Source organism: Methylobacterium sp. JK268, assembly GCF_054052225.1.
This window is the reverse complement of the sequence record NZ_JBSVZN010000016.1, coordinates 19328-34748: the sequence shown is the minus strand read 5'-3', so window position 1 is coordinate 34748 and position 15421 is coordinate 19328. Positions and strand designations below refer to the sequence as shown.

The following is a 15421-nucleotide window of genomic DNA, read 5'->3' as shown; positions in this document are numbered from 1 at the left end:
GCGGCGGTCGATCGCCGCGGGCTGGGGTCATCGGAGGGAGGGAACGCGGTGAGCGGGACGATTTCGGACGACCTCAAGAGCGGCGCGCTGTTCTACCACCGCAACCCGCGGCCCGGTAAGCTGGAGATCCAGCCGACCAAGCCCCTCGGCAACCAGCGCGACCTCGCGCTCGCCTACTCGCCGGGCGTCGCCGCGGCCTGCGAGGCGATCGCCGCGGATGCCGAGGAGGCCGCCACCCTCACCTCCCGCCAGAACCTCGTCGCCGTGATCTCGAACGGCACCGCGGTGCTCGGCCTCGGCGATATCGGCCCGCTCGCCTCCAAGCCCGTGATGGAGGGCAAGGCCGTCCTGTTCAAGAAGTTCGCGGGCATCGACGTCTTCGACATCGAGGTGGCCGAGAAGGACGTCGCCAAGCTGGTCGACGTCGTGTCGGCCCTGGAGCCAACCTTCGGCGGCATCAACCTGGAGGACATCAAGGCGCCCGAATGCTTCGAGGTCGAGGAGCAGTGCCGGGCGCGGATGAACATCCCGGTCTTCCATGACGACCAGCACGGCACCGCGATCATCGTCGCGGCCGCCGTGCTCAACGGCCTCGAACTCGCCGGCAAACAGCTCTCGAACGTCAAGATCGTGACCTCGGGCGCCGGCGCGGCGGCACTCGCCTGCCTGAACCTGCTCGTCTCGCTCGGGGCGCGGCGCGAGAACATCACCGTCACCGACATCGAGGGCGTCGTCTACGAGGGCCGCACCAGCCTGATGGACCGCTGGAAGTCGGCCTACGCGCAGAACACCGCGGCGCGCACCCTCGCGGAGGTGATCCCGGGCGCCGACATCTTCCTCGGTCTCTCGGCGGGCGGCGTCCTCAAGCCGGAATACCTCGACAAGATGGCCGAGAAGCCGCTGATCCTGGCGCTCGCCAACCCCTACCCGGAGATCATGCCGAACCTCGCCGAGGAGCGGCGGCCGGACGCCATGATCTGCACCGGGCGCTCGGACTTTCCCAACCAGGTCAACAACGTCCTGTGCTTCCCCTACATCTTCCGGGGCGCGCTGGACGTCGGCGCCACCACGATCAACGAGGAGATGAAGGCGGCCGCCGTGAAGGCGATCGCCGGCCTCGCCCGCGAGACGCCCTCCGACGTGGTCGCCCGCGCCTATGGCGGCGAGGCGCGGCCCTTCGGTCCGCACTCGCTGATCCCGAGCCCCTTCGATCCGCGGCTGATCCTGCGCATCGCCCCGGCCGTCGCCCAGGCGGCGATGGAATCGGGCGTCGCCAAGCGGCCGCTGCCGGACCTGCAGGCCTACGCGGAGTCCCTCGACCGCTTCGTCCACCGCTCCGGCTTCATCATGAAGCCGGTCTTCACGCAGGCGAAGCAGGATCCCCGCCGGGTCGTCTACGCGGAGGGCGAGGACGAGCGGGTGCTGCGCGCGGTGCAGGCCATCGTCGAGGAGGGGCTCGCCAAGCCGATCCTGGTCGGGCGCCCGAACGTGGTCGAGGTGCGCCTGAAGCGCTTCGGCCTCTCGATCCGCCGCGACCGCGACTTCGAGCTGATCAACCCCGAGGACGACCCGCGCTACCGGCACTACGTCCAGACCTACATGGACCTCGCCGGACGCCGGGGCATCACGCCCGATGCGGCCCGCACGCTGGTGCGCACCAACACGGCGGTGATCGGCGCCCTGATGGTGCAGCGGGGCGAGGCGGACGCGCTGATCTGCGGCCTGGAGGGCCGGTTCGAGAGCAAGCTGCGGGCGATCCGCGACATCATCGGGCTGGCGCCCGGCTACAAGGACATGGCCGCGCTGAGCCTCATCGTCACCGCGCAGGGTGCCTACTTCCTGGCCGATACCCACGTGCGGCCCGATCCGAGCGTCGAGGAGGTGGCGGATGTCGCCATTGCCTGCGGCGACACGGTCCGGCGCTTCGGCCTGACCCCGAAGATCGCCCTCGTGAGCCACGCGGATTTCGGCTCCTTCGACACGCCGTCCGCGCGCAAGATGCGCAACGCCCTGGCGCTGATCCGCGAGCGGGCTCCGGATCTGGAGGTGGACGGCGAGATGGGCGCCGACACCGCGCTCTCGCAGATGGTGCGCGACAGGGTGCTGCCGAACTCGCGTCTCAAGGGCGAGGCGAACGTCCTGATCATGCCGAACCTGGACGCCGCCAACATCGCCTTCCAGATGGCGAAGATGCTGGCGAACGCGTTGCCGGTGGGCCCGCTGCTGATCGGGCCGGCCAAGCCCGCCCACGTCCTCACGCCCTCGGTCACGGCCCGCGGCATCGTCAACATCACGGCCGCCGCCGTGGTCGAGGCGCAGGCGCGGTCCGGCGCGACACCCCGGCCGGAGACGAGTGCCGAGGCGGGCACGCCGCTGACCTCGGGCTGAGGAGCCACCGGAGAGCATCGGCGCATGATCCCGTGACGCCCATGCGGGTGGTCGAGTGTTCGAGATCTGACACTTGGTATCGGCTGCGATGGATAGCCTCCGACCCGCTGCAGTCACAAGCTCTGTCCTAAAGCTGGGCTTTGTGCAAATCGAGGTGGTGCCAAGGAGGCGTAGTAATGGAGCTTCGCGTTCTTGGCTGCGGCGACGCTTTCGGCTCAGGCGGAAGGTTCAACACGTGCTTCCTCGTTGAAGCGACGGCCACGCGTTTCCTAATCGATTGCGGCGCGTCTTCGCTCGTCGCGATGCGCCGCTTCGGGGTCGATCCCAACAGCATCGAGACGGTGTTCTTGACCCATCTACACGGGGATCACTTCGGGGGCTTGCCGTTCCTGATCATCGACGCGCAGCTTGTAAGCCGCCGTACATCGTCTCTGACCATCGCGGGGCCGCCGGGTCTGCGCGAGCGCCTACCCGCGCTGATGGAGGCCATGTTCCCAGGCTCGTCCACCATCGAGCGCAAGTTCGGGCCACACCTCGTGGAGGTGGAGCCGGAGACCCCGACCGAGGTCAATGGCATCAACGTGACCGCCTACCCGGTCAGACACCCGTCCGGCGGTCCATCCTACGCGCTGCGGCTCACCTGCGAGGACAAGGTGATCTGCTACACGGGCGATACGGAATGGGTGGACGCGCTCATTCCTGCTGCGCGTGGGGCTGATCTCCTCATCGCCGAAGCGTACACGGCTGAGCGGTCCGTACGCTACCACCTCGATTTCGCGACGCTGCACCGCTACCTGCCGGAGATCGCCGCCAAGTCCGTTCTTCTCACGCACATGAGTCCCGACATGCTGGGGCGCACGCCCGAAGGCTGCGTGGCGGCCGAAGACGGAAACCTCGTCCTCTTCTGAACCAAGTGCGGTGATCCACCCCCGCAGGCGCCATCGCGCAGGATCCGGCCAATCCTGATCTGACCGACGATCGGCTGGCCCGGCTGCGCCCCGCCAGCGAGATCTTGCCCCCTGCCCAGTACGAGGCTCTGTCGCGCCGCGAGCCGCTGGCGGCGGTGGGCTCGCTGGTCTCGATGACGCTTCGCGTCGACCCGGACGCATTGGCCGCGTTCCGCGCCACCGGGCCGGGGTGGCAAGCGCGAATGAACGACGTGCTCAAGCGTGCGGCGAAGGACTTGAAGAATGCATCGTGACAAGGACACCGGATCTGCCCCCGGGGGGTGAGAGGGTCAACGTGGCCGTGCCCTTGCATCCTCCCGCTCCGGAAACGAGAGGGAGGAGACGGGCATGTGCCGGGGCGACGATCCGAACTGCATCCACGTCGAGGCGCATCGGCGCCGCTTCCGGGCGGATCTCGCGCCCGAGCGTCGCGCCTTCCTGAAGAGCGGGTTCGTCGCCACGGGCGGCGCCGCGGCGCTGGCGGCGGGCGGGCTGTCCCTGGTCACGCCGGCGCTGGCCGAGACCAGCCAGAAGCGTCAGCCGGCCCGCCTCTCGCACTACCACCTGCCGGCGAGCGCCGAGACGGTCCACTGGGGCTTCTTCAGCCGCCTCCTGGCGCCGCAGGTCGAGGTCGGGTCGGGCGACCTCGTGACGATCGAGACCCTGACCCACCACGCCAACGACGATGCCGAGCGGATGGTGACGGGCGATCCAGGCGCCGAGAGCGTCTTCCTCTGGACGAAGGACCGCAAGGGCGTCGACCGGCGCGGCGCCGGCCCGATGGACGCGAAGATCGGGGCGGGCGGCGGGCTCGGGGTCCATGTCTGCACGGGGCCGGTCGCGGTCCGCGGCGCGGAGCCCGGCGACGTGCTGGAGGTGCGCATCCTCGACGTCGCGCCGCGGCCCTGCGCCAACCCGAGGTTCAAGGGACTCGCCTTCGGCAGCAACGCGGCGGCGAACTGGGGTTACCACTACAAGGACATGCTGACCGGCGACCGCCCGCGCGAGGTGGTCACGATCTACGAGATCGACGCCACGGGGTCGCGCGACTGGGCGCGGGCGGTCTACAATTTTCGCTGGCCGGGCGTCACCGACCCGTTCGGCGTGCATCACGCGACCATCGATTATCCGGGCGTGCCGGTCGATCACTCCAAGACCGAGCGCAGGTTCGACGTGCTGAAGGGCATCCGGGTGCCGATCCGGCCGCATTTCGGCGTCATGGGCGTGGCGCCCAAGGAGGCCGACGCGGTCAACAGCATCCCGCCCAGCTACACGGGCGGGAACATCGACAACTGGCGCATCGGCAAGGGCGCCACCCTCTACTACCCGGTAGCCGTGCCCGGCGCCCTGTTCTCGGTCGGCGACCCGCACGCCTCGCAGGGTGATTCCGAGCTCTGCGGCACCGCCATCGAGTGCTCGCTGACCGGTACGTTCCAGCTCGTCCTGCACAAGGCGGCGGACCTCGCCGGCACGCCGCTGGAGGGCCTCGACTTCCCGATGATCGAGACCGCCCAGGACTGGGTGGTCCACGGCTTCAGCTTCCCGAACTACCTGAAGGATCTCGGGCCGGAGGCGCAATCGGAGATCTTCGCGAAGTCCTCTGTCGACCTCGCCATGCGCGACGCGTTCCGGAAGATGCGCCGTTTCCTGATGACCGCGAAGGGGCTCACCGAGGACGAGGCGATCTCGCTGATGTCGGTGGCCGTGGATTTCGGCGTGACGCAGGTCGTGGACGGCAACTGGGGCGTCCACGCGGTGGTGCGCAAGAGCATCTTCCCCGAAGCCGTCACCTAAGCGCGGGAGGCCGCGGAGGCCTCACTCCGCGGTCGCCGTCACGTTGAGCCGGTCGAACACCTTGCCGGGGCTCGGCGCGCCCGACACGTCGAGGACGCCGAGGCCGGCCGGGTTCTTGGCGGCGGCGGTCACGGTCAGGCGGCCGGGCTTGGTCACGAACCGGGCCACCGCCTGGCCCAGGGCCTTGGCGCTCGCCGAGTTGCCGAGCACCGCCGGGATGCCGAGCTGCGCCGCGGTGCTGTATTCCTTCTGCAGCTCCGCGGGCTTGAGGCTCTGGGCCTTCGCCTGATCGGCGACGAAGCGCTCGAACAGCCCGCCATTCTCCACCGTGAGGGCCAGCGCCTTGGCGGTGGCGCTGAGCATCGCGAGCGACGAGACCGCGACGTCCGGGTTGAAGATCTCGCGGCCGATCCCGCCCAGCGTGGCGGTGAGCTTGGCGTTGCCCATGTCCTTGCCCGACAGGGACAATTCGCGGATGGCGACCTCCCGTTGCTCCTCGTTCCAGCTCGAATCCAGCACGCCCGAGAGGTCGACCGCCTTGTAGCCGAGGGCGGCCAGGGGAGCGAGGGCCGGCGCGTTGGCGGGCACCGGAAAAGCGAGCCCGTCGAGGGTCAGGCGCGCCGTCGTCGGGACGCCGTCCCGCACCGCACTCATGTCGAGGGCAATGTTGCGCAGGTCGACGTGCAGCGGCGGTTCGGGGGCCGCCGGATCGTCGGACGGCGTCGCCGGGAGGTCGATCTGCAGGCCGTCGAGCGCCACGCGGCCGAGGAGCGGCGCGTACCGGCGCAACTCCGCCGGATCGATGGCCTCGACGGCGCCCCGCCGCAATCCCTCCACCGTGGGTTTCAGCGACATCCCCGAGAGGCTGAGGGTGCGCAGCGCGGCCTTGAGGGCCGGGCCCTCCACCGCCCACCCCTCGGAGCGAAGGGTGCCGGCGCCGTTCTCGGGCGCGAAGCTCAGCCGCGTCAGGGCGACGCGGGTCGGCTTGCCGTCGCCGGGATCGGTGGCCGAGATGTCGCGCAGCTCGAAGGGGCCGATCGTCACGGCGTCGAGGAGGTCGGCGGCCAGACCGGCGATGCGGCCGCGCTGGTCGGGCGGCGCCTTGGCCGGGTCCCCCGCCGCCAGCAGCGCCGCGGTCTCGCCCCAGGGCGTCGCGGTCGGGCGACCGCCGAAGTCGCGCCCCTCCAGGTGGCCGATCCGGAAGGTCTCGCCCTTGGCCCCGGTGAGCGCCACGTCGTCCATCGTAACCGCGCCGTAGACGCGGATCGCCGGCGCATCGGGCCCGCCGCGCTCGGTGAGGAGGCGCGCCAGGCCGGTGAGGTCGAGGTCGCTCGCCGCCATGTGGCCGTAGGCGCCCGCCCCCGGCTTACCGCTCCCTTCCAGCGTGAGCACCGCGCCCGCCGCCTCCAGGCTCCCGATCTTTCCCTCGACGATCCGCCGCGCGAGGACATCCCGGTAGACCACGACCTGAACCTGATCGGCCACGGCCTGCTCGACGCGCAAAGCCGGGATCGCCAGCGTGTCGCCGGACAGCCGCTTCAGGCGGCTCGCCCAGGGCTCCGTTCCGGCCGGATCCAGGATCGCCCGCAGCTCGTCCTGGCTCAGACCGGTCCCGCGCAGTTCCAGGTGCGGCACCTTCACGAGGGTCGAGCCGAAGCGCAGCGTCAGGTCGTCCAGCGCGGCATCGCCGGCGCGGACGGGGAAGACGGCGAGCGTCGCCACCGGGATGGCCGCCGTCCCGAGCAGCGCGGCGCGCAGGGTCGCGCCGAGAGCGGCGCGGAGCAGGGTCCGGGCCATGCCCGTTCGAATCCAGCGGGTCATGGCGTCGGTTCCAGCGCGGGGAATCAGAGGGAGAAGGAGGTGCCGCAGCCGCAGGACGCGGTCGCCTGCGGGTTCTCGATCTTGAAGGACTCGCCGATCAGATCGTTGACGAAATCGATGGTCGCGCCGCGCATGTACTCCAGCGACATCGGGTCCACCAGCACCGTGGCGCCGTCGCGCTCCACCGCGAGGTCGTCGCCCGCCCGGTCCTGCGCGATGTCGAAGGCGTACTGGAAGCCGGAGCAGCCGCCGCCGTTCACGCTGATGCGCAGCATCGAGCCGGGCGGCTCGGCCCCCATGATCTCGTTGATGCGCCGGGCGGCGCGCGGCGTGAGGATGATGTCGGGCATCGGCAGCTCTAGCGGAAAGGCCGAAATGGTGCTTCGCAAGATAAGAACGGGCGGCGTCGGCCGCAACCGGGACGGACGGGCACGGCGATGGAGGGTGGGGGCGTGCGGGGACGGACAGGCGAGCGCTGGCGGGCGCCCTATGCCAGCCAATCGGCAGCGTCGCGCGGGCGGCTGATCGCCGAACCCGCCTCGCCGACGCGCACCGATTTCCAGCGCGACCGCGACCGCGTCGTGCACTCGGCGGCCTTCCGGCGGCTCAAGCACAAGACCCAGGTGTTCGTGCACCACGAGGGGGACCATTACCGGACCCGCCTGACGCACACGCTGGAGGTCAGCCAGATCGCACGGGCGCTGGCCCGGGCCCTCGGCCTCGACGAGGATCTGGCGGAGGCGCTGGCGCTGGCCCACGACCTCGGCCACACGCCCTTCGGCCACACGGGCGAGGACGCGCTGCATGCCTGCCTGGAGGGGCATGGCGGCTTCGACCACAACGCCCAGACGCTGCGGGTGGTGACGCGGCTGGAGCGGCGCTACGCCGCCTTCGACGGGCTCAACCTGACCTGGGAGACGCTGGAGGGGCTGGTCAAGCACAACGGCCCGCTGCTGCGGCCGGACGGCACGCCGATGCCCCGCTACGCCCGCCAGGGCGTGCCGGTGGCGATCCTCGAGTACAACGCGGTCCAGGATCTCGCCCTCGACACCCATCCGGGCCTCGAGGCCCAGGTGGCCGCGCTCGCCGACGACATCGCGTACGATTCCCACGACCTCGACGACGGCTTGCGCGCCGAGCTGTTCGCGCTGCGCGACCTGCGCGAGGTGCCGTTCCTGGCGGGCCTCCTCGACGAGATCGATGCGCGCCATCCCGGCCTCGAAGCGTCGAGGACCATCCACGAACTGACCCGCCGGGTGATCACCCGCTTCGTCGAGGACGTGATCGCCGAGACCGAGCGGCGCCTGGAGGCGCTGCGGCCGGCCGATGCCGACGCGATCCGGCGGGCCGGGCACCCGATCGCCGATTTCTCCGAGCGGATCGCCGAGGCCGACCGGACGATCAAGGCCTTCCTGTTCGCCCGGATGTACCGCCATCCGGGCGTCCTGGCGGTGCGCGAGCGGGCCGCGCAGATCCTCCACGACCTGTTCCGGGCCTTCACGGCCGATCCGGCGCGGATGCCGGAGGAGTGGCGCAGCGGCCTTTCCGGGCCGGACGACCCGCGCACGAAGCGGCGGGTGGCCGACTACATCGCCGGCATGACGGACAACTACGCGGTGAACCAGCACCGGCGGCTGTTCCCGACGACGCCGGACCTGCACTGGGCGATCGGGCCGGAGCCGCGGGGCTGAGGCGCGCGAGGGGTGGAGCCTCCCCCACCTCAGCGGGTCGGCGGATTCACACGTCGGGTCGTGCGCATGCCCGCTCCTCGCTGGCAGTTTGCAGGGTCAGACGTCTCAGTCGTGGCTTCGTGGACTGAACGCCCCTGGAAGTCACACCCTTCCTCATGCTGAGGTGCTGCGGAAGCGGCCTCGAAGCACCCCTGACCACAGATCCAAGCCAAGGCCGCTTGGGATTGACCGTTCCGTGGTGCTTCGAGGCCGCTTCCGCGGCACCTCAGCATGAGGAATGTTGCGACACCCGGCCACGTCCAGCCGACGCGCCGAAAACCGGATTGTGGGAACAGGCAAGGCACGCGGGGCGAGGAGAAACCCGCGCTTCATCCGGCGACGTGTGGATGTTTTAGCCCGAGTGGGACAGGGTGGCCTCCGGAGTAGGCCCGGAGAGGGGCCGGCGTGACGCTGATGAGTCCGGCGCCCCGCACCATGGTCCCGCTCTAACAGGAAGCGTGGTTCCCCTCTCCCGCCCCACTCCGTGGGGCACCCTCCCCCGCAGAGGGGGGAGGGTAGTCGAGGGCCGCCTTCTACGGCGCGCCACCATCGCCCGCCGGCGCGATCACCTTCTGCAGGCAGGTCGTCCCGACGTCCCGGTAGCCGAGCCGCTCGTAGAACCCCACCGCCCGCGCGTTGTCGGCCCGCACGAGCAGCTGCACCTTCCAGATCCCGCGCGCGGCGAGCCAGATCTCGGCCGCCTGCACGATGGCGCGACCGATGCCCGATGCCTGGAGATCCGGCGAGACGGCCACGTAGTACATCCAGCCCCGGTGACCGTCCTCGCCGACCATCGCGGAGCCGACCACCGCCCCGTCCCGCTCCGCCACCAGGATCGTGGCGTGCGGCGCCGCCCGCGCGAAGGCGATATCCGTGTCCGGGTCGTTCCAGGGCCGCGCCACGCCGGCGGCGTGCCAGAGTGCCACGAGGCCCGCGACATCGCCGTCGCGGACCTCGCGGATGAGGGGCGCCCGCTCCACCGTCCTCAGGCCGACTTCTCGGGCAGGTTCAGGCGGATGTGCAGCTCGCGCAGCTGCTTCGTCGTGACCTCCGAGGGCGCGCCCATCATCAGGTCCTCGGCGCGCTGGTTCATCGGGAACAGCACCACCTCGCGGATGTTCGGCTCGTGGCAGAGGAGCATGACGATGCGGTCCACGCCCGGCGCGATGCCGCCGTGGGGCGGCGCCCCCATCCGCAGCGCGTTCAGCATGCCGCCGAACTTCTGCTCCAGCACGTCCCGGCCATAGCCCGCGATGGCGAAGGCCTTCTCCATCACGTCCGGGCGATGGTTGCGGATCGCGCCGGAGGACAGCTCGATGCCGTTGCAGACGATGTCGTACTGGAACGCCTTGATGCCGAGGATCGTGTCCGCATCCGCCGGGTCGAGAGCCAGGAACCCGTCGTGGTCGAAGTTCGGCATCGAGAACGGGTTGTGCGAGAAGTCGATCCGCTTCTCGTCCTCGTTCCACTCGTACATCGGGAAGTCGGTGATCCAGCAGAAGGCGAACTGGTCCTTGTCGGACAGCCCGAGGTCGTCCCCGACGCGGATGCGGGCCTTGCCGGCGAGGCCCGCCGCCTTGGCCTCGGTGCCCGCCGAGAAGAACACCGCGTCGCCCGCCTTCAAGCCCGCCTTGGCGGCGATCGCCGCCTGGACCTCGGCGGGCACGAACTTGGCGATCGGCCCGCGGCCGGAGAGCACGCCGCCCTCCCCCTCGAACACGATGTAGCCCAGCCCCGGCGCGCCCTCGCCCCGCGCCCAGTCGTTGAGCTTGTCGAAGAAGGAGCGCGGCTGCGCGCCGGCGCCCGGCGCCGGAATCGCCCGCACCACGCCGCCGGCCTTGATCACGTTCTTGAAGGCGTTGAAGGTCACCGCCTCGGCCGAGAATTCCTCGGTGACGTCGACGATGATCAGCGGGTTGCGCAGGTCCGGCTTGTCGACGCCGTATTTCAGCATCGCTTCGGCGTAGGGAATGCGCGGGAAGGTCTTGGTGACCCGCCAGCCCTCGGCGAATTCCTCGAACACGCCGCGCAGCACCGGCTCCACCGCCTGAAACACGTCCTCCTGCGTGACGAAGCTCATCTCGATGTCGAGCTGGTAGAACTCGCCGGGCGAGCGGTCGGCGCGGGCATCCTCGTCGCGGAAGCAGGGCGCGATCTGGAAGTAGCGGTCGAAGCCCGCGATCATCGTGAGCTGCTTGAACTGCTGGGGGGCCTGCGGCAGCGCGTAGAACTTGCCCGGATGCAGCCGCGACGGGACCAGGAAGTCGCGCGCGCCCTCCGGCGAGGAGGCGGTCAGGATCGGCGTCTGGAACTCGAAGAAGCCGCCGTCGCGCATGCGCCGGCGCAGGGAGTCGATGATCGCCCCGCGCTTCATGATGTTGGCGTGGAGCTTCTCGCGGCGCAGGTCGAGGAAGCGGTAGCGCAGCCGCGTCTCCTCCGGGTAGTCGTGGTCGCCGAAGACCGGCATCGGCAATTCGACCGCCGGGCCCAGCACCTCCAGGTCCGTGATGTAGACCTCGACCGCGCCGGTCGGCAGGTCCGCGTTCTCGGTGCCGGCGGGGCGCTGACGCACGCGCCCGTCGATCCGCACCACCCACTCGGAGCGCAGGGTCTCGGCGGTGCGGAAGGCCGGCGAATCCGCGTCGATCACGCACTGCGTCACGCCGTAATGGTCGCGCAGGTCGATGAACAGCACACCGCCGTGGTCGCGGATGCGGTGACACCAGCCGGAGAGCCGGACCGTCGCGCCGACGTCGGACGGGCGGAGCGCGCCGCAGGTGTGGGTACGATAGCGATGCATTCTGGGCTTCTTTACCGGCGTGTACGGGTGACGCGAGAGGCGGCGCGCGCGGGCGCGGCCCCTCGGGCGCAGGTCGGCGCACCCATTCACGCAGCGGGCGGCAAGTCAAGCGCGGGGAGCGGCGCGGAGCCCGCGCGTCTCCGCTCAGCGCCCGATGGGCTTGGCGGTGCCGGCCGCGGCCGCGTTGAGGAGCTGGACCAGCCGCTCGGAATCGAAGGCGGGGTCGCGCGTCTCGACCTTGGCGGTCCGCGCGCGCGGCTTCGCCGGAGCGGGGATGGGCGCGGGGGCCGGGGCGATCGATCCGGTGACGACGGGCTCCTCGGGGAGTGCGCGCGCCACCGCCACCTGGGCCACCGGCGCGGCCGTCGGCAGGCGGTCGAGGTTGACGGCCGAGACCGCGCACACCGTGACGAAGCCCAGAACGGCCAGGGAGCCGACGGCGAGGTGGAGACGCAGGGACACGGGCTGCTCCCATCCGGACGGGAGCCGCAGCCTAGGACCGTCATCCTTAACGATCCGCTGCCGCGGCGGGCCCAACGCGCGCGGCCGCCCCTTCGCGCGGCGCGGGACTGGCCTATCTCCCCACCTGGCCGGAGACCCGTCATGCCCGAAACCGATCCCGCCGCAGAGGCCGTTCGCGTCGTCGACGCCTTCCTCGACGCCTCGATGCGTCCGGACCCGGAGGCCGCCGCCGCCTTCATGGCGCCCGGCGTGCGCATCGTGTTCACGGGCGGACGGGTCTTCGCGCATCCGCGGGACGCGACCGCCTTCAACGCGCGCCGCTACCGCTGGGTGAAGAAGCGGATCCTGCGCAACGACGTCGTGCCGGGGACGGAGGAGACCGTGATCTACAACCTCGGCACGCTGCACGGGGAATGGCCGGATGGCCGGCCGTTCGAGGGCAACCGCTACGTCGATCGCTTCGTGGTGCGCGGCGGGCTGATCGTCAGCCACGAGGTCTGGAATGACAGCGCCGAGCGCCTGCTCGACCCGAGCCTCGGCGCCTGAGCCGATGGCGTTCGATCACCTGTTCCGCCACGCGAGGCTGCCGGGACGGGACGAGCCGGTCGACCTCGCGATCCGCGACGGCCGCTTCGTCGCGGTCGGGCCGCACTTGGCCCCCGGCGAGCCCGGCGAGGATCTCGGCGGGCGCCTCGTGATCCCGGGCTTCGTCGAGACGCATCTCCATCTCGACAAGGCCTGCCTCCTCGGCCGGTGCCCCTGCGGAGGCCCGCTGCGCGAGGCGATCGCCGCGGTGGCGCGGGCCAAGCGGGATTTCACCGAGGAGGACGTCTACGACCGCGCCCGCCGGGCACTGGAGCACGCGGTCGCGCAGGGCACGACGCGGATCCGCACCCATGTCGAGGTCGATCCGCGGATCGGGCTGCGCGGCTTCCGGGCGCTCGGGGGTCTCAAGGCGGACTACGCCTGGGCGGTCGACCTCGAACTCTGCGCCTTCCCGCAGGAGGGCCTCCTCGACGATCCCGGCTGCGACGCGGTGCTGGTGGCGGCCCTCGAGGAGGGCGCCGACCTCGTCGGGGGCGCTCCCTACGTGGATGCGGATCCCGACGGGCAGATCGCCCGGATCTTCGCGCTGGCGCAGCGCTACGACCGGGACATCGACCTGCACCTCGACTTCGACCTCGATCCGGCCGGGATGCGCCTCGACGAGGTCTGCCGCTGGACCGACCGGACCGGCTGGGGCGGAAGGGTTGCGATCGGCCACGTCACCAAGCTCTCGGCGCTGGCGCCCGACGCGCTCGCCGCGGCCGCGGGGCGGCTCGCCGGGGCGGGCGTCGCCGTGACGGTGCTTCCGGCGACGGACCTGTTCCTGATGGGGCGCGAGGCCGACCGCAACGTGCCGCGCGGCGTGAGCCCGGCGCACCGCCTGGCGCGGGCGGGCGTCACCTGCTCGATCGCCACCAACAACGTGCTCAACCCGTTCACGCCTTTCGGCGACGGCTCGCTCCTGCGCATCGCCAACCTCTACGCCAACGTGGCGCAGCTCGCCGCGCCCGAGGACCTCGCGTCCTGCCTCGACCTCGTGACGGAATCGGCCGCGCGGCTGATGCGCCTCTCCGATTACGGGATCGAACCGGGGCGGCGGGCGGACCTCGTGGTGCTGGACGCGCGCGACCCGGCCGAGGCCGTCGCCACCCTGGCCCCGCCCCTCTTCGGCCTGCGGGCGGGCCGGCGCAGCTTCACGCGGGCGCGGCCCCTGCTGGAGCCCCCCGGCTCCGCCGCGCGGCCGCCCCTGCCGCTCCTGGGGTGAGGGACCGTCCAGACGATTTTCCGGGCGGATCTGGTCCGGCGACCCATCAATACGCGTTGCGGAAGGCGCTCGGGGCCACGAGGGTCATCGCCAGGATCTTGAGGTCGAACCAGAACGACCAGTTGTCGATGTAGTAGAGGTCGTACTCGACGCGCCGCTGCATCGCGATGTCGGTCTGCGTCTCGCCGCGAAGGCCGTTCACCTGCGCCCAGCCGGTGATGCCCGGCGGCACGTTGTGGCGGCGCGCGTAGAGGGCGATCCGCCCCTCGAAGCTGCGGTCGTGCGCCACTGCGTGCGGGCGCGGCCCGACCAGGGACATGTCGCCCCGCATCACGTTGAGGAGTTGGGGCAGTTCGTCGAGGTTGCTCCGCCGCAGGATCCGCCCGATCCGGGTGATCCGCGCGTCGTTGCGAGTCGCCTGGCGGAAGGTGCCCTCCGGCTCGGCCCGCATCGTGCGGAACTTGAAGACGGAGAACGCCTCCTGGTTGAAGCCGTAGCGCTTCTGCCGGAACAGGCTGGGCCCGGGGCTGTCGAGCCGGATCAGCAGCGCGATGATCGCGAGCAGCGGCGACAGCACCACCAGGGCGAACCCGGCGACCAGGAGGTCGAACCCCCGCTTGACCGCCACCTCGACCGGTGTCAGGGGCGCGCGGCCGACATTGAGGCCCGTGAGGCGGCCGACCCGCTCCAGGCGCAGGTCCGAGAAGCGGTCCATCACCTTCCCGGGCCGCAGGTGCAGGGCGGCGGGAACCCGCAGGAAGGCGTCGACGCAGAGTTCCACGTCCTCCACCTCCGCCCAGGGCACCAGCACGAAGATGTCGTCGGGCCGCAGGAAGCGCACGACCGAGACCGCGAGGTCGAGATCCTCGCGCAATTGCCGCTGGCGCGCCTCCGGACCGCCCTCGCCGGGGACCGGCCGCAGGTAGCTCGCGCCGATCACCCGCAGCCCGAGCGTGCCGGCATCCTGGTTGGCGTAGAAGCTCGCGATGTCGTCCTCGTAGCCGATCAGGTGCACCCGCCGCGCCGTGCCGGAGCGCGGCGTGACGAGGCGCCGAACGACCGCGACCGACATCGCGCGCGTCGCCACGAGGACCGGCAGCCCCGCCACGAAGGCCGCCACCGCGGCCGCGCGCGAGACGTCGCCGGTCGTCTTGGTCAGGAAGCCGACCAGCAGCAGGAGCGCCCAGGCGCCCAGCCACAGGCTCACGCTGCGGCGCAGGAGCGGGCCGCCCGCGAGGTGGGACTCGACGCTGTACTCCCCGCGCAGGGCGTTCGGCAGAACCACGAACAGGCCGAGGAGAAGGCCGGCGCCGACGGCCGTGTCGACCGGGACGTCCGCCTGAAGCACGAGGGCGTGGTAGACCGCCTGAGCGGTCATCATGGTGCCGAGCATGGCCAGGAACTTCGCCAGGGCCGCGCCGGCGCCGATCGCCGTCCGCAGCACCCCGCGATGGCGCCGGGGAAGCAGCCCGGTCCAGATCGCCTGCGGCGCGGCGGCCGACGCGGCTCTCGTCCGCGGAGGGGTGTGGGGTTCGTGCTGCATACCGGTGGCTGATTCCGTGTTGAGCCTCGAGGGGAAGGGGTCCCGCCTCGGCTCGGTCTCGCGCGCTATCCGTGCCGGGATGATACGGAACGCTCCCGTCCTGCACATGACCTAGCGACAAGAGCA

13 protein-coding genes are annotated in these 15421 nt (G+C 71.1%); 7 read left to right on the top strand and 6 right to left on the bottom strand.

The annotated features are described in order from the left end of the window. Positions 1 to 48 precede the first annotated feature (48 nt). The 4 genes from ACW9J6_RS18595 to ACW9J6_RS18580 all read left to right on the top strand — a co-directional run bounded on the left by ACW9J6_RS18595 (position 49) and on the right by ACW9J6_RS18580 (position 5129). Positions 49 to 2388 (top strand): NADP-dependent malic enzyme, encoded by a 2340-nt coding sequence (locus ACW9J6_RS18595; RefSeq protein ID WP_457117988.1) that lies wholly within the window; start codon positions 49 to 51, stop codon positions 2386 to 2388. 176 nt (positions 2389 to 2564) lie between these two features. After that, entirely contained in the window at positions 2565 to 3296 is a 732-nt protein-coding gene (locus tag ACW9J6_RS18590; RefSeq protein WP_457117987.1) for an MBL fold metallo-hydrolase, read from the top strand. A gap of 32 nt (positions 3297 to 3328) precedes the next feature. Then, positions 3329 to 3589 carry a BrnA antitoxin family protein gene (locus ACW9J6_RS18585; RefSeq protein WP_457118127.1) on the top strand — a complete coding sequence of 87 codons (261 nt, stop codon included), beginning with the start codon at positions 3329 to 3331 and terminating at the stop codon, positions 3587 to 3589. Positions 3590 to 3683: 94 nt separating this feature from the next. Further along, a complete protein-coding gene (locus ACW9J6_RS18580; protein ID WP_457117986.1) occupies positions 3684 to 5129 on the top strand; it encodes an acetamidase/formamidase family protein in 1446 nt (481 codons plus the stop codon). Positions 5130 to 5150: 21 nt separating this feature from the next. Here ACW9J6_RS18580 and ACW9J6_RS18575 read toward each other — a convergent pair whose 3' ends face one another. Together ACW9J6_RS18575 and erpA are read right to left on the bottom strand one after the other, a co-directional pair. Beyond that, the gene (locus ACW9J6_RS18575) at positions 5151 to 6926 is read right to left on the bottom strand and encodes a hypothetical protein (protein WP_457117985.1); all 1776 of its coding nucleotides are present in this window, start codon (positions 6924 to 6926) and stop codon (positions 5151 to 5153) included. A 47-nt stretch (positions 6927 to 6973) separates the two neighbouring features. Next, positions 6974 to 7300 (bottom strand): iron-sulfur cluster insertion protein ErpA, encoded by a 327-nt coding sequence (gene erpA / locus ACW9J6_RS18570; RefSeq protein WP_457117984.1) that lies wholly within the window; start codon positions 7298 to 7300, stop codon positions 6974 to 6976. Positions 7301 to 7387: 87 nt separating this feature from the next. Here erpA and ACW9J6_RS18565 point away from each other — a divergent pair, with 87 nt between their 5' ends. Further along, a complete protein-coding gene (locus ACW9J6_RS18565; RefSeq protein WP_457117983.1) occupies positions 7388 to 8641 on the top strand; it encodes a deoxyguanosinetriphosphate triphosphohydrolase in 1254 nt (417 codons plus the stop codon). Between the two features lie 572 nt (positions 8642 to 9213). Here ACW9J6_RS18565 and ACW9J6_RS18560 read toward each other — a convergent pair. The 3 genes from ACW9J6_RS18560 to ACW9J6_RS18550 all read right to left on the bottom strand — a co-directional run bounded on the left by ACW9J6_RS18560 (position 9214) and on the right by ACW9J6_RS18550 (position 11942). Then, positions 9214 to 9660, bottom strand: a complete 447-nt coding sequence (locus ACW9J6_RS18560; protein ID WP_457117982.1) for a GNAT family acetyltransferase — start codon at positions 9658 to 9660, stop codon at positions 9214 to 9216. A gap of 5 nt (positions 9661 to 9665) precedes the next feature. After that, positions 9666 to 11480, bottom strand: a complete 1815-nt coding sequence (gene aspS, locus ACW9J6_RS18555; protein ID WP_457117981.1) for an aspartate--tRNA ligase — start codon at positions 11478 to 11480, stop codon at positions 9666 to 9668. A gap of 144 nt (positions 11481 to 11624) precedes the next feature. Continuing rightward, complete coding sequence (locus tag ACW9J6_RS18550; protein ID WP_457117980.1) at positions 11625 to 11942, bottom strand: hypothetical protein; 318 nt, start codon at positions 11940 to 11942, stop codon at positions 11625 to 11627. Between the two features lie 141 nt (positions 11943 to 12083). On the opposite strand from ACW9J6_RS18550, the gene ACW9J6_RS18545 reads away from it, so the two are divergent. Together ACW9J6_RS18545 and ACW9J6_RS18540 are read left to right on the top strand one after the other, a co-directional pair. Beyond that, complete coding sequence (locus ACW9J6_RS18545) at positions 12084 to 12488, top strand: nuclear transport factor 2 family protein (RefSeq protein WP_457117979.1); 405 nt, start codon at positions 12084 to 12086, stop codon at positions 12486 to 12488. 4 nt (positions 12489 to 12492) lie between these two features. Further along, the gene (locus ACW9J6_RS18540; protein WP_457117978.1) at positions 12493 to 13752 is read left to right on the top strand and encodes an amidohydrolase family protein; all 1260 of its coding nucleotides are present in this window, start codon (positions 12493 to 12495) and stop codon (positions 13750 to 13752) included. Positions 13753 to 13798: 46 nt separating this feature from the next. On the opposite strand, the gene ACW9J6_RS18535 is transcribed toward ACW9J6_RS18540, so the two are convergent. Further along, on the bottom strand, positions 13799 to 15295 hold the full coding sequence (locus tag ACW9J6_RS18535; RefSeq protein WP_457117977.1) for an exopolysaccharide biosynthesis polyprenyl glycosylphosphotransferase: 1497 nt from the start codon (positions 15293 to 15295) through the stop codon (positions 13799 to 13801). Between the last annotated feature and the right edge of the window lie 126 nt (positions 15296 to 15421).

Bases quoted from the DNA above. Each gene is read 5' to 3' on its own strand.
- ACW9J6_RS18590 (WP_457117987.1), top strand. From the start codon at position 2,565: ATGGAGCTTCGCGTTCTTGGCTGCGGCGACGCTTTCGGCTCAGGCGGA.
- ACW9J6_RS18580 (WP_457117986.1), top strand. From the start codon at position 3,684: ATGTGCCGGGGCGACGATCCGAACTGCATCCACGTCGAGGCGCATCGG.
- ACW9J6_RS18575 (WP_457117985.1), bottom strand. From the start codon at position 6,926: ATGGCCCGGACCCTGCTCCGCGCCGCTCTCGGCGCGACCCTGCGCGCC.
- erpA (WP_457117984.1), bottom strand. From the start codon at position 7,300: ATGCCCGACATCATCCTCACGCCGCGCGCCGCCCGGCGCATCAACGAG.
- ACW9J6_RS18565 (WP_457117983.1), top strand. From the start codon at position 7,388: ATGGAGGGTGGGGGCGTGCGGGGACGGACAGGCGAGCGCTGGCGGGCG.
- aspS (WP_457117981.1), bottom strand. From the start codon at position 11,480: ATGCATCGCTATCGTACCCACACCTGCGGCGCGCTCCGCCCGTCCGAC.
- ACW9J6_RS18545 (WP_457117979.1), top strand. From the start codon at position 12,084: ATGCCCGAAACCGATCCCGCCGCAGAGGCCGTTCGCGTCGTCGACGCC.
- ACW9J6_RS18540 (WP_457117978.1), top strand. From the start codon at position 12,493: ATGGCGTTCGATCACCTGTTCCGCCACGCGAGGCTGCCGGGACGGGAC.
- ACW9J6_RS18535 (WP_457117977.1), bottom strand. From the start codon at position 15,295: ATGCAGCACGAACCCCACACCCCTCCGCGGACGAGAGCCGCGTCGGCC.